The organism is Candidatus Kapaibacterium sp., assembly GCA_023957315.1.
GTDB lineage: Bacteria > Bacteroidota > Ignavibacteria > Kapaibacteriales > UBA2268 > PGYU01.
Genome location: JAMLHE010000008.1, coordinates 68,737 through 90,503, shown reverse-complemented (window position 1 = coordinate 90,503; position 21,767 = coordinate 68,737). Strand labels below are relative to the sequence as shown.

Genomic DNA, 21,767 nt, shown 5'->3' with positions numbered 1-21,767 from the left:
AGAAGGTAAGCCTACACTCAAAGAGATTGATGCTACCATCATCAAGCCAATGGATGAGATGCCGAATATTAAGTTTTTTATTGCAATCGGCTTCACTCTTACATTGCTTATGATTGGTGTTATTTCGTTAGCAGTCGCATTTTATCGAGGTTTAGGCGTATGGGGTGTTAACAATCCCGTAGGTTGGGGCTTCGCTATCATCAATTTCGTATTTTGGGTGGGTATCGGTCATGCCGGTACGCTTATTTCTGCGATTTTGTTCCTCTTCCGCCAAAAATGGAGAACAGGTATAGCTCGATTTGCCGAAGGTATGACGATTTTTGCGGTCATGACGGCAGGGCTTTTCCCGCTTCTTCACGTCGGACGCCCTTGGTTAGATGGCTATTTGATGCCACACCCCAATCAACATAATTTGTGGGTGAATTTCACTTCACCATTGTTATGGGACGTTTTTGCTGTTTCAACTTATTTTACTGTTTCATTTGTCTTTTGGTATATGGGCTTGGTTCCTGATTTCGCTACAATGCGTGACAGACTCAAAAACAGCACAGTCGTATCAAAAATCAAAAAGGCAATTTACTCAGTTCTATCTTTAGGTTGGAGATTTTCAAATCGCCATTGGTCACATTACGAAATGATGTATCTCGTGCTTGCCGGATTTGCAACGCCACTTGTGCTCTCGGTTCACACGATTGTATCATTCGACTTTGCCGTTTCGATTGTCCCGGGTTGGCATACAACTATATTCCCGCCATATTTCGTTGCGGGTGCGGTATTTTCGGGCTTTGCAATGGTTCAAAATGCTTTGATTATTATCCGAAAAGTGTTCAATATGGAACATATCGTAACGCTTGATACACTCGAAAAAATGAACAAAGTAATCATCGTCACAGGTATGATGGTCGGCTATGCTTATGGTATGGAATTCTTCATAGCATGGTATAGCGGTCACGAAGTCGAATCATTCGCCTTTTTGAATAGAGCCTTCGGTCCATATACTTGGGCTTACTGGATAATGGTAAGTTGCAACGTTATTTTCCCTCAATTTTTCTGGATAAAGAAACTAAGAAGAAATATTCCATTCATGTTTGTAGTAGCAATATTAGTAAACGTTGGTATGTGGTTCGAGAGATTCGTAATTACGGTTACCTCACTTTCTCGCGATTATTTGCCATCGAGCTGGGCATATTACGTCCCAACAATTTATGATATTGGCTTGTTAATCGGCAGCTTTGGATTCTTCTTTACATTATTACTATTATTCACACGAACTATGCCTGTTATATCAATCGCTGAAGTAAAAAGTGTTGTTGCCGGTTCTCAACCTACTCGACATAAATTAGGTCATCACGAGGAGGACGAGCATAATGGATAATAAAATTTTACATTCGGTAACTGCGATTTTCCATTCTCCGGACGATATTATCAAAGCTGCAAAAGCTGTAGTCAAGGAAGGATATAAGAAATTCGATGTGCATACTCCATATCCGGTTCACGGTATGGACCAAGCTATGAAATTGAAGCGTTCTCCTTTGGGCTATTTTGCTTTCGTACTTGGAGTAATTGGTGCTGCTTCTGGATTATTGCTGATGTATTGGACTATGTCGGTAGATTATCCTCTTAATATTGGCGGCAAACCTACTTTTCCATTGCCTGCATTTATTCCGGTTACTTTCGAAATAACTGTATTACTTGCGTCGGTTGCAACTGTTGTGGCTATGATTGTTATATTTTTCAAATTTCCTAATAACAGTCACCCTCTGCACGATACTGAGTATATGAAACAAGTATCGTCGGATAAATATGGCGTAACCATCGAAGCTGCCGACCCTAATTTTGATTTGGAAAAAGTTAAAGCGTTCCTTGCAAGCCTTGGCGGTACAAATGTTGAAGCGATTTATTTCGATAATGATGAAATTAATGCAAAACTGACTTTGTTGGAACCCAAATTCTTGACAGGATTGGCAGTAATCTCAGTGTTAGTAATTACGATTACTTATTTCACTCTGAATAAATTGATGTTCATGCAACCATTCAATTGGATGATGGACCAACAAAAAATTACAGCGATGAAAGTCTCTACATTTTTTGATGACGGATTCTCGATGAGACCTCCTGTCGAAGGAACTGTGGCTCGCGGATTCAAACCATATCCTTATAAAGATAGTGTTGAGCTTGCTTCAAGATTCCTTGTGAATCCAATGGAATTTAGCACCGAAAACCTTGAAAACGGAAAACGTAAATACAATACATTCTGTAGTCCTTGTCACGATTATCATGGCAACGGGGTTGCTCGTTTGAACGGTCAATTCCCCAATCCGCCAAGTTTGCATACAGACAGGGTTAGAGATTGGACTGACGGGCATTTGTATCATATTATAAAAGTAGGGCAAAACACTATGCCTTCATACGATAAACAACTAACCGAAGATGAAAAATGGCAAATCGTACTGTATGTCAGGGCTTTACAAAGAGCTTTGAATGCTCAGGAGGGTGATTTACAATGAGTAACGATAATATAGTTTTATACGAAAGAAAGCCTTTGCCGGCTAAACTACCAATAATTGGTTGGTCATTATTATTGATTGGTGTTGCTCTGACAGTTTTAGCTTTTTCAATCGACAATGTACGCGCTTCATACAATTTGATAATTGTTTTAATGATGGTATTCAGCATTGGATTTGGTTCGCTATTCCTTATTGCACTCGAGCATATCGTGGGTGCTGATTGGAGCGTGCCATTCCGAAGACTAACGGAAATTATTGCAGCAGTTTTGTTCGCAACTCCATTGATAGCATTGCCATTATTTTTGAACCTTGACCAAGTATTTGCTTGGCTAAATCCTGTAGTTATGGATTCCGACAAATATATCAAAAATAAGTCTCCATACTTGAATGAGTCATTTTTCGTCATTAGAAATATAGTTGTCTTTTTGTTCATGTTTTTATTCTACTTCCTACTTGTAGGACGTTCGTTGAAACAGGACAAAACGGGCAATCCCGATGTGAAAAAATGGTCAACCAAGATTTCAGCTATCTTTTTGCCAATTTTCGCCATTTTGATTACAGTTGTGGCGATGGATTGGTTGATGAGCTTGGAGCCAAAGTGGTTCTCGACAATTTTTGGTGTATATTACTTTGCCGGCTCTGTGCTTGCAGCACTCGCAGTTCTGACTTTCATAGCTATAACATTAGCCGAAAACGGATATTTGAGCAAGTATTTAAACGAAGACCATTATTACAACTTTGGTGCTTTGATGTTTGCGTTTACTAATTTTTGGGCTTATATTGCATTCAGCCAGTTCATGTTGATATGGTATGCAAATATTCCCGATGAAACTATGTGGTATTTGTAACGCAGTGGCGATTGGATGACAATTTCTCTCGGATTGATTTTCATCAGATTTTTAATTCCTTATATGGCTCTTGTCACAAGACCTTCAAAGAGCAATCCTTTCCGCCTGAAAATCATTGCTGTGTGGGTATTCATTGCTCATTATTATGATTTGTATTGGGTGATTATGCCCGAATATACTAAGAAAACTGAACTTCACGCACCGGTTTATAGTTGGTTTGAGTTTACAGTGCCGATTTTGGTACTTGGTGTAATAATAGTTGTATTCAGCCTTGTTGCGGGTAAAAAGAATCTCATGCCAATTGGCGACCCGAAATTCAGAAAAGGTTTGGAATTTCATCTTTAATTAATTAGGAAATAAAAAATGGAAAATAAATTCAGACCCGAAGATGAGATAAATTACAAGGATTTCTTGAAAAATCCTTTAAGATTGTTTGCTATTGTTTATCCTTATTTAATTATGCTGATTATTGTCGTCGGAATGTATTGGGTATTCAATCTTGACCATGCTTTCTTAAATACTCAACAAAAACAACTGCTTGCTCGCGATACTGTTGCACCTGAAATTGCGATTCAAAAAGGTGCGATGATGGAAGGCGTAAATGTTAAGGAAATCAGTGTTCCCAATGCCGAAATGATTGCCAAAGGAGCCGAATTATACAAAGCAAATTGCTCGTCGTGTCATGGAAATGAAGGCAAAGGCGATGGAATTGCGGGTGCAGGATTGAATCCAAAACCTCGTAACTTAGTTGATTTGCAAGGATGGAAAAATGGTGCTAAACTATCGCAAATGTGGAAGACTTTGGAAGAAGGAATCCCCGGTACAGGAATGGTATCGTATAATTATTTGACGGTTATGGATAGGTTTGCTCTAATTCATTATATGCACTCCTTGATGACTGATTTTCCTAAGGATTCCGATTCAGATTTGGAAACTTTAGATTTGACTTATTCTCTTTCCGAAGGCAAAGTTACATCAAACCAAATTTCGGTTTCGATGGCTATGACCAAAATGAACGAGGAATATAGTAACAATAAGACTAAAATTGAACAATTGACTAACGAATTGAATACTGTTGAAGGCGATATGGCTACTTTATTAGATAAAGTAATAAGCAATAAGGAAAAAGCATCAACTACACTTGTTAATGGCAAAAATTGGCAAAGTGGAACCGGTGCATTTATCAAAGAAATTAGCTCTACAATTAACGACAATGGTTTCAGACCAACGACATTGAGACTGACTAAAGACGAACTTACAACATTGCATTCATTCTTATTAAACGCCCGTAACAGGCTTAATCTACAGTCACAATCATGAAATATTTTTTAGCATTTTTAATAGCTGTATTGCCTTTGAGCTTGACTTCTGCAGTAGAAGACAAAATCGAAGTCGGTATAGAGCATGAAAAGAAACTCGACACTTATCTACCATTGGATTTGGAGTTTGTTGATTCGGAAGGATACAAGCGAACTTTGAAAGATTTGATAGACAAACCGGTAGTTCTATCATTAGTTTATTATCATTGCCCGGGGATTTGCAGTCCTTTGCTCAATAGTCTCGGCGAAGTCATTGACAAATCGGCTATTGAACCCGGCAAAGATTACAAAGTATTGACAATTAGTTTCGACCCGCGTGAAAATCACGAGGACGCCAAAAAATGGAAAGCGAATTATATAGCAGGTATGACTCGTCCGATTTCACCGGATGATTGGATTTTTATGGCAGGAGACAGCACTAATATTGCAAAAATCACCGATGCAGTCGGTTTCAGATATATACCTGACGGCGAAGACGATTTCGTTCATGCCGGTGCATTGATAATGATTGCACCTGATGGCAAAATTACACGATATTTATTGGGTACTGACTATTCGCCTTTTGATTTTAAATTAGCTGTTATCGAAGCATCAAAGGGCATATCAGCCCCACCGATTTCTAAGATGCTTGCATATTGCTTCAGCTATGACCCTGAGGGCAGGACTTATGTTTTCAATTTTAACAAGGTTGCCGGTACTGTGATTTTTCTTGGGGTAGGTATTTTCTTCGTGGTTTTATTAGTAAAAGGAAGAACAAAAAAAGTAAGTAAAGGAGAAGAGAATGTCTGATTCGACAGTAAACACCAGTGGTGATTATGTGAATTTTTATCAGTACAAAGGGAAGCATTCCGGTATTTTGGGTTGGTTGCTTTCCGTTGACCACAAAAGAATTGGTCTATTGTATCTTGGTTCGATGGTTTTATTTTTCCTTGTCGGCATGACGCTTGGTTTCTTCATGCGACTTGAAATGTGGAATCCCGGGCAAGACGTTATGGGACCGCAAACATATAATGCTCTGTTTACATTGCATGGCATTATAATGATATTTTTGGTAATTATCCCCGGTATTCCTGCCGGATTTGGAAACTTTTTTCTCCCGATTCAGATTGGGGCAGAGGACGTGTCATTTCCGCGTCTGAATCTATTTTCGTGGTATCTCTACACAATCGGCGGATTATTGGCAGTTGCTTCACTATTTTTGAGTGGCGGACCTATTGATACAGGTTGGACTTTTTACGCACCATATAGTTTGCGAACCGGAACAGAAGTAATTATGCCGCTAATGGCTGCATTTATTCTGGGATTCTCGTCAATTTTAACAGGTGTGAACTTTGTAACTACTGTGCATAGATTGAGAGCTCCCGGTATGACTTTCTTCAAAATGCCACTTTTTATTTGGTCTTTGTATTCAACTGCTTGGATTCAAATTATCGGAACTCCGATTATCGGTATTACAATTTTATTGGTTGTTGTAGAAAGAATGTTCGGTGTTGGATTGTTCGACCCTGCTATGGGCGGTGACCCGATTTTGTTTCAGCACTTATTCTGGATTTATTCCCACCCGGCTGTATATATTATGATTTTGCCGGCGATGGGTGTAGTATCTGAAATTATTCCTACATTTGCTCGAAAAACAATATTCGGCTATGGTGCAATCGCTGTATCGTCTATTGCCATTGCATTTGTCGGTACTTTAGTATGGGGACATCATATGTTCACATCGGGTATGAGCGACGAATCGCGGTGGGTTTATTCATTCCTGACATTCATTGTGGCATTGCCTTCGGGCGTTAAAATTTTCAATTGGGTCGCTACTATGTACAAAGGCTCGATTAAGGCAGAAACACCATTTCTATATGTGATGGCATTCATTTTCTTATTTTCAATTGGTGGTCTGACCGGATTAGTACTCGGTTCATTAGCTACAGATGTCCATTTGCATGATACATATTTTGTTGTTGCCCATTTCCATTACGTTATGTTTGGCGGAACGATATTTATTTTCTTTGCAGCTTTGCATTATTGGTTCCCGAAAATGTTTGGCAAAATGTATAATACTAAAATCGCCAATATTGCACTTGCAATAATGGTGGTTGGATTCAATATGTTATATTTTACGTTTTTCATACTCGGATATTTAGGAATGCCTCGAAGGTATTATGACTATTTGCCCGAATTTCAAGGAATGCACCAGTTTGCGACAGTTGGTTCGTGGGTGCTGATAGCAGGTATTTTACTCATGTTTATCAATTTGTTCCTTGGACTGAAAAACGGCAAGAAATCCGGAAATAATCCCTGGGGTGGAATGACTTTGGAATGGACAGTACCTTCGCCACCTCCATTATTGAATTTTAAGAAAATCCCAACTGTGAAATATGGTCCTTACGAATACGAACATTATGATGAGGTAACTAAGAATGTCAACTAATAGCACTACAAATGCAACCCACGGAGAGGAACACGGACACGAGCATGTTCATGACTTGAGAGACGACTACGGCTCCAAGCTTGGTATGTGGCTGTTCCTTTTTACCGAACTTATTTTATTCGGCGGATTGTTTTTGCTCTATATGGCTTATAGATATCAGTATTTTCCGGAATTTCAGCTTTCAGCAAAAAGCCTAAAGATATGGATGGGCGGCTTAAATACTATCATTCTGCTTACAAGTAGTTTGACTATGGTATTGTCCATCGTAGCTTTGCAACGTCGCAAAATTAAAGCATCAATTTATTGGCTAATTACGACGATAGTTTTTGCTTTTGGATTCCTTGTGGTGAAATATTTTGAGTGGTCCGATAAATTTGCACACGGAATTTTCCCGGGTGGCGAAGAGTTAGCACTCAAATCGCAAGGCGAGAAAGTTTTTTACGGATTATACTTTACTATGACAGGCTTGCATGGGCTTCACGTTATTATTGGGATGATTATTCTTGGATTTATTTTGGTTTTCATTGTCAAAGGCAAGGTCAGCCCCGATAGATTTGCTCTCATCGAAAACGGTGGACTTTATTGGCACCTTGTTGACTTAATTTGGATTTTCCTTTTCCCATTATTTTATTTATTGCACTAAGAGGTACAAATGTCATATACAGATACAAATGAAGGCAAAATAGCTCACGCTCATGACCCAAGATATGGAATCAATGTTATGATTTGGATTACTCTACTTTCGTTGACGGTAATCACAATTGCGATTGCAGGATTAGATTTGGGGAATTACACTCTTTTGGTTGCAATGTTTATAGCTGCAATCAAATCCGGTTTCGTAATCAACTACTTCATGCACATTAAGTTTGAAGATTTGTTATTTAAGTTGTTTATTGCCGGAGTGATTATGGTTCTTTTAGTGATTTTTGTTTTGACAGCATTGGACGTATTCTTAAGATAAGGAACAAAACATGTTAGAAACTGCATCAGATTATGCTCAAAATGTAGATTTTGTAATGCTTTTGATTGTTGGCATCTCAGTTGTGCTATTATTAGGCATTACCTTTGCCATGATTTATTTTGTTTTTCGCTACAGTAGAAAAAGAAATCCTGTTGCCAAACAAATTCATGGGCACGTATTACTCGAAATTATTTGGATTGTTATACCTACTATTATTGTTATGATAATGTTTTGGTATGGTTACGAAGGTTACCAAAAACTTCGAGCCGATTCGGAGGGCGCTTACGAAGTAAAAGTTTATGGTTTTATGTGGGGATGGAATTTCGAATATCCTAATGGCAAAAAAACCGACACCTTATACATTCCTTTGAGCCAAAAAACTAAGCTTGTAATGACTTCGAGAGATGTTTTGCACAGTTTATATATTCCGGCTTTCAGGCTCAAAGAGGACCTTATAGGCGGGATAAGCACATTCATTATACTCGAGCCTTCCAAAACAGGGTCCTTCGACATTGCTTGCGCCGAATATTGCGGTTTGAATCATTCCAGAATGTACACTAAGCTGCACGTTCTCGAGGATAGCGAATTCGACAAATGGCTTCTGATTGGAATGCCTGAAGAAGAAATTAAAGATGAAACTGAAACAGATTCCGTTACACCGCAAGATTCTGTTAAAGCAGAAGTTATTGCAAAATAGTTTTTAAAAATTAAAATAAAATCAATGTCTAAAGAAGAAATAAATAATATAAGCGGAATCATTAGGTCGAAAATCGAAATTCTTGCCGAATTGAGCAAAGTTAAGATAACCTTTTTTGTTGCCATATCCGGCACGGTAGGTTATATACTTGCAGGTGGCTCGGTAGGATTTGAAATGCTCATGACTTTGCTTGGCATTTTCATTCTCTCTTGTGGTTCATCAGCTTTTAACCATGTGCAAGAAGTCAAAACTGATGCTCTGATGATTCGAACTAAGAATCGTCCTTTGCCTCAGCAAAAAATGAGTGTCAGCGAATCTGCTGCATGGGCTTTAGCTATGGTGATGTCAGGATTATTGATTTTGATTGTCTTCACAAATCCTCTGGCGACTCTTCTTGGCATAGCGGCACTTATTTCTTACAATCTCATGTACACACCGCTCAAAAAGCTGACCGCATTTGCAATTTTCCCGGGTTCGATTGTTGGAGCATTGCCTCCTGCAATTGGCTGGGTTGCAGCAGGTGGCGGCATTGCTGACCCCAAGTTAATGTCATTGATGGTCTTTTTCTTTGTGTGGCAAATTCCGCATTTTTGGTTCTTGATGCTCATTTATGATAATGATTATCGCCGAGCGGGATTTCCGACTCCATCGAGATATTTTTCTAATGAGCAATTAAAGCGCATTACCTTTGTTTGGATTGGAGCATTGGCTGCATCGTGCATGATGATACCATTCTTTGGTGTTACTCATAGCGTATTTACAAATTTGCTTTTGCTTTTAGCGGGTGGAATTTTGCTCTGGAGAACTCGCTCACTTGTTGTAAAATTGGAAAAGCAATTCAATTTAAAACTTGCTTTTGTTGATATAAATGTTTATGTATTATTTGTAGTTGTTTTACTTTCAGTTGATAAATTCATTAATTGAAAATCTAATTCGAGGCTGATAAAATGGAATTTTTGGACAAACTTGTTATACCGCAACCCGATTATAATTTGAACCTATTGAATTATTTTCTGATTCTCGGGTTGACGATTTTTCTTGCTTATTCGGGAGTCTTATTCGGCAGCATGACATTGTCGGTATATTTCCGAAACAAGAGTAAAAAAGCAACTGATAATAATGCAAAATTATCGCGTGATTATGCAGATTTGATAACCGATAACTGGATTTATTCCTTCGGTCTCGGGATTGTTCCGCTATTATCAATCATTTTCATTTATACTCAATTGCTTCATAAGCAACCTGTGGCAATCGTCACATATCTGGCATTGGCATTCTTGTTTTATCTAATATCGGTATTACTGGTTCATAAATATAAAAAATCGTTACATCTGAGCCTATTATTTTCAGCTTTGAAAAATAAAGTTGGCGAAAGTGACGAAGTGTCTGCCGAGATTGAATCTTTGAATCATTCCACTAACACTACCAAAGGAATGACAGGCACATGGTCAGTGGTATTGTTGTTTATTAGCATGTGGATATTTGTCGGAGCAGTTACATTTGCTATGAATCCTGATTCGTGGTGGTATGGAAACTCATTGACAGTATTATTTTCGACAGCATCAATTTTGAAATTTTTACAATTTATTACTGCGGCTTTAGCATTTACCGCAGTTTCATTTGTCTTCAGAAATTTATATTGGGATGCCGAAAGAAAGAATTACGCAGAAGAATATGCCGAGTATGCTAAGAATTTTAATCTATGGTTAGCATTAGTAGCCGGATTGATTTTGCCACTTTTCATTGTTGCATCATTATTCATTATACCCAAAACTTCGCTAAATCCGCAAATATTTGCTGCTATTTTATTGAGCCTTCTACTATTGTTGGTAATCCTCCAACAAATTTACTTAGTCCTAAAAGGCAATAAGAATAGCTACATCAGATATGCATTTTATTCATTCATAGTCGTATTTTTCTTGATGGCATTTATTGACAAAGCTGCTTTCAGCGTAGGAAATAGAGCACACGTACTTGTTCTTGACAAAGAGTACAAAGTGCATAAAGAAGAATTTCTGGCAAGTCTCGGAATCGAAGCTGCACCGATTGATGGCGAGGAAATTTATACCGGAAGATGTGCCGCGTGCCATCGCGAGGAGGATTCTCCTTTAGCTCCGGCTCATAAGAGTATCATTCAAAAATATTTAGACCAAGCTGACCCTTTGGCAGCATTGGTGCAATTTATACAAAATCCTAAGCCTGTCAATCCGCAATGGCCCCCGATGCCAAATCAAGGTTTGACGCCGCAGGAAGCCAAAGCTGTTTCTGAATATTTGCTCGAGAAGTATTCAACTAAGTAATTATATTTTGTAATAAGTATTTATACTGGGTGATTTAAAAGAAAATTTCTTATCTTTGTATCAAACATTTTCTCATTTTTATAAAGGTGATTTATGAAATATTTACTTTTAATCTTATTAGTTCTTGCTTTTGTGTTTTCCGGTTGCGAACAAAACTCAACCAAATGGCAAGATAACAATGACAGACCGTCAGTAGTTTATGATGGCGATGATGATTGGGGTGATGACGACGACGAAGAAGAAGTCGTGCCTGAAGACCCTTGTCCGACTGATAACGAACAATGGAATGTATTCTTAGCCGATGTTGAAGCTGCACTTGGTATTGATTTGAGTGAAGTTCTTGTGAACGGCGAACCAATCAGCTGCTCTATATTAGCTTGTCTCGAAGAAAATTACAACAATCATGGCAAATTTGTTAGCTGTATTGCTCACTTGACAAATGATATGGTGAAAGCCGGAATTATCACCGGAAAACAAAAAGGTGTAATTCAAAGTATCGCAGGTGCTTCTGATATTGGCAAACCAGCCCAATCAAAAGGCAAAAAGAAATAAGTTGCTTTTTTAACGAAAAAGTGTCATTCCGAGAAATCGTAATGACACTTTTTTTTTGTTTAAATGTGTGTTTTAGATGCAATCAGCAATTGCGTGCGCCATTTCTAATGTAGTTGCACTGCCACCCATATCATAAGTCCGTACTTTGCCTTCTTCGACTACTTGTGCGACAGCTTTTTCGACTTTGGCTGCCATATCCTTTTCGCCTAACCAATCAAGCATTAATTTCGCCGCTAAAATTGTAGCAATTGGGTTTACTTTGTACTCACCCGCATATTTAGGAGCCGAACCGTGAGTTGGCTCGAATACTGCTAATTTTTTCCCGATATTTCCCGAACATGCAAAGCCTAATCCGCCAACCATTTGAGCGCACAAGTCGGAAATTATATCACCGTAAAGATTGGGTGCAACGAGCACGTCATATCTTTCTGGGTTTTTTAGCAACCACATAGTCATTGCGTCTATGTTGCCCTCGTCAAATTGAATCTCAGGATATTCGGCTGCAATTTTTTTTCCCATTTCCAAAAACATGCCGTCAGTTGCACGAACAACATTTGCTTTGTGAACGACAGTTACTTTTTTGCGTCCGTGTTCTTTAGCAAATTCAAATGCTGTTCTGATGATTTTTTCGCAACCGTTTTTTGTGTTGATTTTACATGAAATTGCGTAATCGTCGCCATCCAAATGGGCAAAAGCCGAAAATGCTTTGCTCAACTTTTGTAAAGTATCTGAAAGTTCTTTCGGTACAGGGCTAAATTCAACGCCGGCGTACAAATCCTCTGTGTTTTCCCGGAAGACAACGATGTCAATATCGTCTTTGAAATTCAGTGGATTGCCTTTGTAAGCTTTAGTAGGGCGGAAGCAATTAAACAGGTCGAAAGTTTGTCTCATGCGGACAATCGGCGACCTGTAAACCAATCCTGTGTTGCGTAATTCGGGAACTAATTCTTGTTCGGCTTCTTTGACCGGTTTCGAGGTAATTGCTCCAAACATTGCGGCGTCGACATTTCCGAGCAAATCAATTGTACGTTTGGGTAATGCATCTCCTTCGGAACGCCAAAATTCCCATCCAATATCTCCGTGGATATACTCAGCAGGGAAATTCAATTTGTCTAAGACCATTTTCGTGGCTTCTAACACTTCTATACCGATGCCATCGCCCGGTAACCATGCTATTTTGTAAGTTTTCATCTTACTTCTCCATTTTTCAAATTATTATAAAAACTTTTTCGTAAATTGCATAAAATGCAAGTGCAATATATCGGTTTATTTTTGGATATTAAAGTGAAATCGTATCATTAGTAAGCGTTCTAGCATTTTAAAACATGAATTTTTGTTCAAATAAACACTAATCAAATGTCGAAATTATCAATTTTAACAGCATGTTTTTTCATTTTGGCTTTCGTCAAACTTCAGTCACAATATTACGAGATTCATTGCAAGCATTTCATATATGGTTATCCGATTGGGTCGCCAATTACAAATGATTTAATTATCCGAGATTCTTACGCACTCAGTAGTAACGATTCAACAAAATTTGCCGATTGGGTGTGCTACTATCTTGATTCGGCTACAATTAACGGCAATGTTTCAACTTCGCGGGTTTGGAAAGCTGACCCTTGGCTCGATGATGTTGAAACACTCGAACCTGATGATTACAAAGGTGCGAATGCAGCATTGAAGACTGATAGGGGACACCAAGCTCCACTTGCCAATTTCAAAGGGAACCGAGATTGGCATACTACTAATTATTTATCTAATATTACTCCACAAAATTCTAAGTTGAATCAGGGTATTTGGAAAAATCTTGAAGAATTGGAAAGAAGAATTGTTGCAGATTTCAAAGAAATCTATGTCATGACCGGACCGCTTTACGAGCGACAAATGCCCAAATTGCCACATGCCGATGAAGAGCACGTAATACCAAGCGGCTATTGGAAAATCATAACCAGCTTTGATTCAAATGATAACATATTAGTTGCGGCTTTTATATTTGACCAAATAAATAATCCATCACAAAATTTAGCCGATTATTGTGTCAGTGTACGTGAAATTGAAGCTCGCTCAGGGTTAGATTTTTATAATCTATTGGATTATCATTTGCAAGAAATGATTGAGAATCCAAATAATTGCGATTGGATATTCAGATGATTTACCAACTATTTCCAAACTTGATTTTGACTTCCCAGTTTTTGGCATCTTGAGTAATTATGGTAGTATTTTGAGTAGTAGCCTTGGTAACTTGCAATATAAAATTAGACCAAAAAGGATTGGAAAGGAATTCGGAAGCGGGAATATCAATAGAAATTTCATTATTTGCAGACAAATCAGCGATTGTACCACCAATAGTCCAACTGATACCTCCGAGAATTTGACCTGAAATTCTCAAATTCGCTTGTTCGAAACTCGCAGAGTTACCTGCGAAATCAAGCTCGGCGCTACTGATTACTCCGGTAGTCATTAACATTTCGGTCAGCGCCTTATTTGCAAAATTTGTAAAACTCGAAGTCATTCCTTCAGTCAGCAAGTCGTTGGAAGCGGCATCAGTGCCGGTCTTAGTTCGTCCCATTACAAGCAGAAACAAGGCATTTTCATTGATTTGTTCTTCCGAACCAGTGGCTTCCACACCATCAACAAAATATGTAAATTTGATAATGGGTAAATCTTTCGTTCCGGTTATTTTCATCCTTACCTCAAATCTGCGGTTATCACCGTCTTCAATCATAGTGCCCGAATGTGATGCTTCCAAATTAAGCGATGGATTTTCAATCGAACCTGTAGGGAATTGTATTGACCCTGATGTTCTGAATTGTTTGAAAAACTTTAAGGTCGAATTCTCTTTTACAATAACGTCTCCATATAGTCTTGCTTCGTCGGAATCTCTATTTTTTTGATATATTAATTGAGTATTTCGGTCGCGAGTTCCAACTTCGGCATATAATTCACCCAACAAATTCATATCCATGAGTACAGTAAATTGCCCCAAGATTTTAATGCGCAAATCATAATTGATTAAATCAGCTATGCTTTGTTCGGAAACAGAACCTATTTTTTGGAAGTCGCTTTCTACTACTTCTTCTACTGTCATAGTATCAGGTCTGGTTATGGTACGAATACGATGAACACTATCAATCACTTCATATTCCAATTGAGTACGTACTTTTTGTTTTTTTTCTAACAATGGCATAGACAATTCTGCATATATGACATTTATATCGCCCGAGAGATTTGGTTTTTGTAATGTACCTGAGAAATGAATCGGGTTTGCATCTGTCGAAATAATGAAATCACCGTACAAATCAGGCATGCTCAATGATGTATTGTCGTTTAGCACGAGCAATCTATCGGCAGTTATCGAAACGTCTATCATCGTTGGCTGGAATTTATCGTCTAAATCTATAAATCCCAATACTTCGGCTTTGCCGAGCCTACCGAATCTGGCATCATAATTAACGTTCTGCAGCTTCAAGTCAACTATCGAAATTCGCGAATTATCTATATAAATCTCAGTCATAGCGTTATATTCCATATTAATGGCATCTACTCTGAATCTGATTGCTTTGGTCTTAATTTTACCCGAATAAACAGGTTTTTCATGCAAAATGCCTCCAAGTTTTAAATTGATGTCGGCTCTACCGCGTATATCGCTCAAACCCGGGACAAAAGGCGATAAAAATTCTAATGGGAATGATTGCGTCGTAAGAACAATATCACTTTTCTTTTGCCTTTGCTGTTCGCCGGTTAATGAATCGAGTCCTATGTATATCGGTAAATAATTGATTTGCAAATTCATTAACTCTATTGGTTCGTCGCCTAATTCATGAAATAATTGTGCTGTTCCTGTGATGTTGTCTTTGTCATACAGGAAATCACCCTTGAGAGTTCCTATATATTGATTATTAATCGATATGCTGTCACTATATAGTTCAGTTTTGATTATAGGGCTGAAAACATCATTGGTGATGCTAATTCTCATCGAATCTATATTGAATTTCAAGGTTGAAAACTGTTGTTTCATATCAGCATCAGCAAACATCATAATGTCTTGGACAGGGAAATTAAATACTGTAATCATGATATTGTCTAAATCATCACCTTTTTTAGCTCCTACAATTTCAATGTGTTCAGCTTCGCCACGCCCGATGACAAACTTTTTTATATCAATAGTATTTTCATAAGTTTCAATCACAATAGGTTCTTTAGAATGCCAAGAGAATGTATTTTCGTAAAAGAATTGCAATGAATCAATACTAAATCTCAACCTTTCATCCGCTATTGCAATTTTACCATTCGACACAACACCCATGTTGCCATTTATAGCCGTCAAAACTTTAAAGTTTATATCTTCTCCATCGAATCTCAAATCAACATTGAACCTGTCAATTGTAATATCACTCATCTTGCTGATGCCATTTTGTCTTACTTTCAAATCAAAATATTCAAATACCGGAAGTGAATCTTTCAAGTTTGACACAAGCCGCCCATCCATTTCTATGTCACGTAAGTTGATATTTATTTCGGGCAAATTTATGTCTAAATAATCAATTTTCAAAGTGTCAATAAATACTGAAAGAGATGAATCTGACGACATTACCTGCATGTTTATTTCCATTTTTGAGAAGAGATTCATGTCTTGGATAAATGCATTCATCGGAGAAATATCCTTTACAACGGCGTTAAATCTACCGTTAATAGTCGGGAATGAAGCAATTTTTTCTAATTCAAAAATCATCGTTGTGTCTTGCACCTCTCGCAAATCAGGGTCTAATGACATAACTTTAGCGTTGATAAAATCACCCAAGTAAGTGCCTTGATATGCTAAAACATCAATTAGTTCACCCAGATTATATTGCCCTGAAAAAGTTGCATCGAAAAAATCGGAGTTCAATACCAACTCATTGCGGTCTTCGTATTTGTTGATTTCCAAATCAATTCCGAATGGCATTAGTGCTCTGTCCGTAAAAAGAATTTCATTTAATTGGATATTATATTTCCCGGCTAATGAATCTGGATGAATGCCTATGCCTTCAATTGTAGCAGTTCCGGTTAAATGTGTTGGCAATGTAGGATTATCCATTAATTTCGCGAAGCTCAAGGACTCAAATTTGGCATCCAACTTGTAGGATGGATTGTCAATATTCGACAAATTTACTGAACCTGTTGCAGTAACATGCATAAAGCTGTCATCAAAAATATCAAATTCACTAAAATCATCACTTGAAATCGAGGAGCGATGCAAATTCGCCTGAAGATTTTCAATTACAATCTGACTATTTCCATCGGCATTAAATTTCAAAGCAAGGTCTTTAATATCGTTGCCCAAGAACTTAGATTGCCCCAGTTGCATATCTCCGGTAGCCCAAATAGTAGATATTTCAGTGCCTCTGCCGGTAACTTTTGCGCTTCCATTCAAATCACTCAAATATTGGGGATTATTCAAAATTTTAGCTAAATTCAGATGTGTAAACTGAACATTTGCTGAATAGATTAAAGCTCTCGCGAAATTTAAACCGGCACTGCCTTTCACATTTCCCAAATTTGATTTAAGATTCATATTTGCAAAAACGCTGTCAGCACTGCCTTTCACAAATAACTCGTCAAATTGGACTATCCCAAATTGTGGAAGTTCGGAAAGAGCCATATCGGGCAACATCTGAATCAAATTGGCTCTTTGAATCATGGAATTGTCAAGATTCAATTCGTATGCGAAATTATCAGAGTCTATCAACCCATATAAAGTCCCACTTGCATTGATATTTGATTCGCCATTGTCATAATACAAATTTGCGATTTTCAGATTATTCAGATTCCCCGTTGATTCGATATTAATATCTTGTTTACCTGTGATTGTTATTGGTAATTCCGAAAAATATTCGATGAATCTTTGGTCAATTTGCTTAACTTCAATATCAATGTCAAAATGTGCCGAATCTAAAATCGGTTCTTCAATACCGAATACATTATAATTTGTCATTTTCAAATCACCATCAATTTTATATTCAGCTGATTTGAAATCCAAATTATCTATAGTTAGTTCATCGGGTGAGACTTTTGCATCGAAAGCAAGATTTTCGAATGTTAATCCGCTAAATAATTCTTTCGCCGACATTGATTTCATTTTCAATCGGAAAGTGTTCTTATCCAAAATTGCTTCTGCGCGAGCCTCCATATTCAAAGATTCGTATGCCATATGGTTGAAATCAATCTTTTTGCCTGTGTCTTCTACTAAAGTAGAATCGTACATAATAAAGAAGGCGTTTTCCATGATTAACTTATCTACGCTAATGTGCCAATTGCTTGGTGTGGTATCAGATGGTGTGTCAGATGGCTTGGCGATTTTGTCATAATTCCAAAGGCTGTCCTTCGAATTACGTAGTAGTTTGATTGTTGGGTTGGTCAACTTGAGATAATTTACGGAAACTTTGCTCTGGAGCAAAGATGATATATCGAACTTAAGGTTGATTTCATCTACGTATGCTAATGTATCGCCATCAGTATAAAGCGACGCCGAATATATCGTCAATCCCTTTGTCAGACTTATTCTCAAGTCTTTCGCATGGATTTCGGCTATCAGTTCATCATTCACATATCCCAGAATAGTCTTTAGGGCATAAGAACGAAAAAACTCGAATTGTGCTAATGTGATAATTGTGATAGGCACAATAATTATAAACAACAAAAAGATTAGAATTATCCGTTTCACGTATGTGCCGAATTTACCTTTTGGTTTTTTATCTATAGTTTTATCTACCATCACTGATTAAGACGTTTCAAAGTAAGATTTATCTATTAATATTGGAGTCACAGGACTTTCATTTGAATTTTCGATAAATAATGGCATCCCCGAAAAATAATAAAAACCTTCGGGAACTTCGGAAAGATTGAGCAGTTCAAATATAACTGCTTTTTTGAAAATTGTATCGTGAATAGGGCGAGTGGGCGATTTGGGCTGATAATCAGTAGATTTCCACGTTGTCCCGAATAGATGAAATCCGGGTAAGCTGATCATATATTCGGCTGCTTCGACATCCAAAACAAGAATGTAATTTTCGGCATGAAAACCATTTTCATTTTTGGGATAATTTTCGGTGGTAAGCAATATTTTCGGTGGGATTGCCTTCCCCTTGCAAAGCTCGTTAATTTTACTTTCAATTTCGCTTCGACTTATGATTTTGATATAAGTATTTTCAGTTCCGTCTATCTGAACGTAATCATTGGGAAATTTTAGCACCAAGGCTTCACCAAAGAAAAAATCAGGAGAATTCTCGATGTAACGGTGAAGTGGTTTGCCGTCATTATTGGTGTGCAATGGCGATTCCGCATGTGTCAGACTATGTGGTTTGAGTGTATGCTCATCATAATTGACAGGTGGCAAAGTGTTTGCTTGCTTGGAGTAGATATTTCTTTTGGAATAGGGTGTACCTTCGTTCCAAAATCCTGACATTTCAGCTTTTATTTTATTTCCGATAACATATATCATAATCAACTAAAATAGTAAATAAAAAAATGCCTCGAAATTATTTTATTACAATTTATGTAATTCCAAAACATTTCGAGGCAATGTATCTAAAAATGCTTAAAGCAATTGGTCTTGCTCGGGTGCATCAATTATGTTATCATTTAGATTGTCTTGGTCATCGTCATGCACGACTGTGATAATATCGGCAATCGAATCGCCCTCGTCCAATCTAATCAGTCTGACACCTTGAGTATTTCTGCCAATTGTCCTGATAGCTTTTATGCTTTGTCTGATTACAATGCCATTGACTGTCATTACGACCAAGTCATCATTATCAACTGCAGGTAAAATACCGACAACTTTTCCGGTCTTTGGAGTGACGTTCATAGAAATCACGCCTTTGGCACCGCGACGAGTAAGACGGAAATCTTCAAATTTAGTACGCTTACCATAGCCGTTTTCGCTGACTACCATTACTTGTGCATCTTGGCGCTTGATAATTATCATCGCCACGACTGAATCGCTTTTCGATAATGATATACCGCGAACACCAGTTGCAGTTCTGCCCATCGAACGGACATCAGATTCTCTGAATCTACATGCAATACCGTTGCGAGTGCCGATAATTATATCTGCATTTCCATCGCTGATACCTGCTGTCATCAATTTGTCGTCATCGTTCAATCCGATAGCAATGATACCGTTTTGGCGGACGTTTGCAAATTTGGATAATTCTGTCTTTTTGATGACGCCTTTTTGTGTACACATGATTACAAATTCATCATCAACGAATTCCTTCACCGGCATCAAAGCGGTAACTTTTTCATTTGCTTCTTTAGCAATCACATTAGCAAGCGACCTACCTTTCGCTGTACGACTGCCTTCGGGCAAATCATAAACTTTGATTCGGTAAACTTTGCCTGCATCTGTGAAGAATAGCAAATAATGATGAGTCGAAGCTTGATAGATAAATTCGATAAAGTCATCATCATAAGTAGTCGAGCCGCTGGCGCCTCTGCCACCTTTGTTCTGGCGACGATAGCTACTCAATGGCGTACGCTTGATGAATCCTTTATGCGAAATCGTCACTATGACGTCTTCATCGGCAATCATATCTTCGATAGTGAATTCTTTGGCATCGCGAACTACTTCAGTTCTACGAGCATCGCCGAATTTTTCGCGAATTTCGATTAATTCAGTTTTGATGATTTCCATTTGCAAATCATTACTTGCCAAAATTGCTTTTAATTTTTCGATTAATTGGATTAATTCGCGATATTCTTTTTCGATTTTGTCTCTTTCAAGTCCTGTCAATCTTTGCAAACGCATATCGAGGATAGCTTTTGCCTGAATTTCGCTTAACCCGAATGTTTCTTGCAATCCCATAGATGCAGTAGCAGCATCGCGAGAAGCACGAATCAATTTGATAACGGCATCAATATTGTCCAAAGCAATTTTGAAGCCTTCCAAGATATGAGCACGTTTCTCGGCGGTGTCTAATTCAAATTTAGTTCTACGAATGATAACTTCATTTCTGAACTCGATGAAATATTTCATCATATCGCGTAAAGTCAGTACACGCGGTCTGCCTTTGACAAGCGACAACATGATTGAACCGAAAGTTACTTGCATCTGAGTATGTTTGTACAAATTATTCAAGACTACTTCCGGGCTGCCGTCACGTTTCAAATCTATGACAATTCGCATTCCATCACGGTCGGATTCGTCATTCAAGCCTGAAATATCTTCCAATACTTTTGCACGAACCAAATCTGCAATTTTTTCAATCAAACTTGCTTTATTTACTTGATAGGGGAGCTCTGTTACGATGATTGATTGTCTTGAGCCGGTTTTATTTTCTTCAAAAGCGACTTTGGCTCTAACAATAATTTTGCCTCTACCTGTCCTATAAGTTTCTCTAACGCCTTCGTAACCATAGATTATACCACCTGTAGGGAAATCCGGTGCCGGAACATATTCCATCAATTCCTCGATAGTAATGTCGCGGTTTTCGATATATGCTACGAGCCCGTTGACAATTTCAGTCAAATTGTGAGGCGGAATATTTGTCGCCATACCAACAGCAATACCACTCGCACCATTGATGAGCAAGGTTGGCAACACAGTTGGAAGCACAGTCGGTTCTTTCAGAGATTCGTCAAAGTTCGGCTGAAAATCAACAGTATTTTTATCAATATCCCGTAGAGTTTGATTGGCAATTTGGGCTAATCTTGTTTCGGTGTAACGCATTGCCGCCGGTGGGTCGCCGTCAACAGAGCCGTAGTTGCCCTGACCGTCAACCAATGGGTAACGCATACTCCAATCTTGGGCAAGCCTTACCATTGCGTCATAAACCGATGAATCGCCGTGCGGGTGGTACTTACCAAGCACTTCACCCACAAGTCTTGCGGACTTTTTGTAGGCGCGGTTTGGCAATAATCCTAATTCTTGCATTGCGTACAGAATCCTTCGGTGCACGGGCTTTAAGCCATCCCTTACGTCAGGTAATGCTCTTGATACTATTACAGACATTGAATAATCAAGGTATGAGCTTTTCATCTCATCTTCTAACAGCGTCTGTACTATCGTTTCGTAATTCAAATGTGACATTTTATGATGATATATAATTTAATAATAATTGTCCATATACAAACTCACAAATTTACGCATTTTTAGCGTCATATCATAAGATTTGT

18 protein-coding genes are annotated in these 21,767 nt (G+C 38.1%); 14 read left to right on the top strand and 4 right to left on the bottom strand.

Going from position 1 to position 21,767, the window contains the following annotated elements:
• The first annotated feature begins 25 nt into the window (after positions 1-25).
• From nrfD to M9949_09850, 13 genes are all read left to right on the top strand, one after another.
• On the top strand, positions 26-1,375 hold the full coding sequence (nrfD, locus tag M9949_09910; GenBank protein ID MCO5251718.1) for a polysulfide reductase NrfD: 1,350 nt from the start codon (positions 26-28) through the stop codon (positions 1,373-1,375).
• Positions 1,368-2,507 carry a DUF3341 domain-containing protein gene (locus M9949_09905; protein ID MCO5251717.1) on the top strand — a complete coding sequence of 380 codons (1,140 nt, stop codon included), beginning with the start codon at positions 1,368-1,370 and terminating at the stop codon, positions 2,505-2,507. The genes nrfD and M9949_09905 overlap by 8 nt, the downstream gene beginning before the upstream one ends.
• Positions 2,504-3,355 carry a hypothetical protein gene (locus tag M9949_09900; GenBank protein MCO5251716.1) on the top strand — a complete coding sequence of 284 codons (852 nt, stop codon included), beginning with the start codon at positions 2,504-2,506 and terminating at the stop codon, positions 3,353-3,355. Before M9949_09905 ends, M9949_09900 begins: the two co-directional genes overlap by 4 nt.
• A 15-nt stretch (positions 3,356-3,370) precedes the next feature.
• A complete protein-coding gene (locus M9949_09895) occupies positions 3,371-3,700 on the top strand; it encodes a hypothetical protein (protein MCO5251715.1) in 330 nt (109 codons plus the stop codon).
• An 18-nt stretch (positions 3,701-3,718) separates the two neighbouring features.
• A complete protein-coding gene (locus M9949_09890; GenBank protein MCO5251714.1) occupies positions 3,719-4,675 on the top strand; it encodes a cytochrome c in 957 nt (318 codons plus the stop codon).
• Positions 4,672-5,463 carry an SCO family protein gene (locus tag M9949_09885; GenBank protein ID MCO5251713.1) on the top strand — a complete coding sequence of 264 codons (792 nt, stop codon included), beginning with the start codon at positions 4,672-4,674 and terminating at the stop codon, positions 5,461-5,463. The genes M9949_09890 and M9949_09885 overlap by 4 nt, the downstream gene beginning before the upstream one ends.
• The gene (gene ctaD / locus M9949_09880; protein MCO5251712.1) at positions 5,456-7,102 is read left to right on the top strand and encodes a cytochrome c oxidase subunit I; all 1,647 of its coding nucleotides are present in this window, start codon (positions 5,456-5,458) and stop codon (positions 7,100-7,102) included. The genes M9949_09885 and ctaD overlap by 8 nt, the downstream gene beginning before the upstream one ends.
• Entirely contained in the window at positions 7,092-7,745 is a 654-nt protein-coding gene (locus M9949_09875) for a cytochrome c oxidase subunit 3 family protein (protein MCO5251711.1), read from the top strand. The genes ctaD and M9949_09875 overlap by 11 nt, the downstream gene beginning before the upstream one ends.
• Before the next feature lie 9 nt (positions 7,746-7,754).
• A complete protein-coding gene (locus tag M9949_09870; protein MCO5251710.1) occupies positions 7,755-8,063 on the top strand; it encodes a cytochrome C oxidase subunit IV family protein in 309 nt (102 codons plus the stop codon).
• Between the two features lie 10 nt (positions 8,064-8,073).
• Positions 8,074-8,760, top strand: a complete 687-nt coding sequence (coxB, locus tag M9949_09865; protein ID MCO5251709.1) for a cytochrome c oxidase subunit II — start codon at positions 8,074-8,076, stop codon at positions 8,758-8,760.
• Positions 8,761-8,784: 24 nt separating this feature from the next.
• Positions 8,785-9,684 (top strand): protoheme IX farnesyltransferase, encoded by a 900-nt coding sequence (locus M9949_09860; GenBank protein MCO5251708.1) that lies wholly within the window; start codon positions 8,785-8,787, stop codon positions 9,682-9,684.
• Between the two features lie 23 nt (positions 9,685-9,707).
• Positions 9,708-11,060 carry a c-type cytochrome gene (locus tag M9949_09855; GenBank protein ID MCO5251707.1) on the top strand — a complete coding sequence of 451 codons (1,353 nt, stop codon included), beginning with the start codon at positions 9,708-9,710 and terminating at the stop codon, positions 11,058-11,060.
• A 93-nt stretch (positions 11,061-11,153) separates the two neighbouring features.
• Positions 11,154-11,612, top strand: coding sequence for a hypothetical protein (locus M9949_09850; protein MCO5251706.1), 459 nt, complete (start codon positions 11,154-11,156; stop codon positions 11,610-11,612).
• 72 nt (positions 11,613-11,684) lie between these two features.
• Here M9949_09850 and M9949_09845 read toward each other — a convergent pair whose 3' ends face one another.
• Positions 11,685-12,803 carry an isocitrate/isopropylmalate dehydrogenase family protein gene (locus tag M9949_09845; protein ID MCO5251705.1) on the bottom strand — a complete coding sequence of 373 codons (1,119 nt, stop codon included), beginning with the start codon at positions 12,801-12,803 and terminating at the stop codon, positions 11,685-11,687.
• Positions 12,804-12,968: 165 nt separating this feature from the next.
• Between M9949_09845 and M9949_09840 the strand changes: the two genes are divergently transcribed.
• On the top strand, positions 12,969-13,763 hold the full coding sequence (locus M9949_09840; protein ID MCO5251704.1) for a DNA/RNA non-specific endonuclease: 795 nt from the start codon (positions 12,969-12,971) through the stop codon (positions 13,761-13,763).
• 1 nt (position 13,764) lies between these two features.
• Here M9949_09840 and M9949_09835 read toward each other — a convergent pair whose 3' ends face one another.
• The 3 genes from M9949_09835 to gyrA all read right to left on the bottom strand — a co-directional run bounded on the left by M9949_09835 (position 13,765) and on the right by gyrA (position 21,681).
• Positions 13,765-18,366, bottom strand: coding sequence for a translocation/assembly module TamB domain-containing protein (locus tag M9949_09835; protein ID MCO5251703.1), 4,602 nt, complete (start codon positions 18,364-18,366; stop codon positions 13,765-13,767).
• Between the two features lie 6 nt (positions 18,367-18,372).
• Positions 18,373-19,092 carry a hypothetical protein gene (locus M9949_09830; protein ID MCO5251702.1) on the bottom strand — a complete coding sequence of 240 codons (720 nt, stop codon included), beginning with the start codon at positions 19,090-19,092 and terminating at the stop codon, positions 18,373-18,375.
• A 96-nt stretch (positions 19,093-19,188) separates the two neighbouring features.
• Complete coding sequence (gene gyrA / locus M9949_09825) at positions 19,189-21,681, bottom strand: DNA gyrase subunit A (protein MCO5251701.1); 2,493 nt, start codon at positions 21,679-21,681, stop codon at positions 19,189-19,191.
• Positions 21,682-21,767 lie beyond the last annotated feature (86 nt).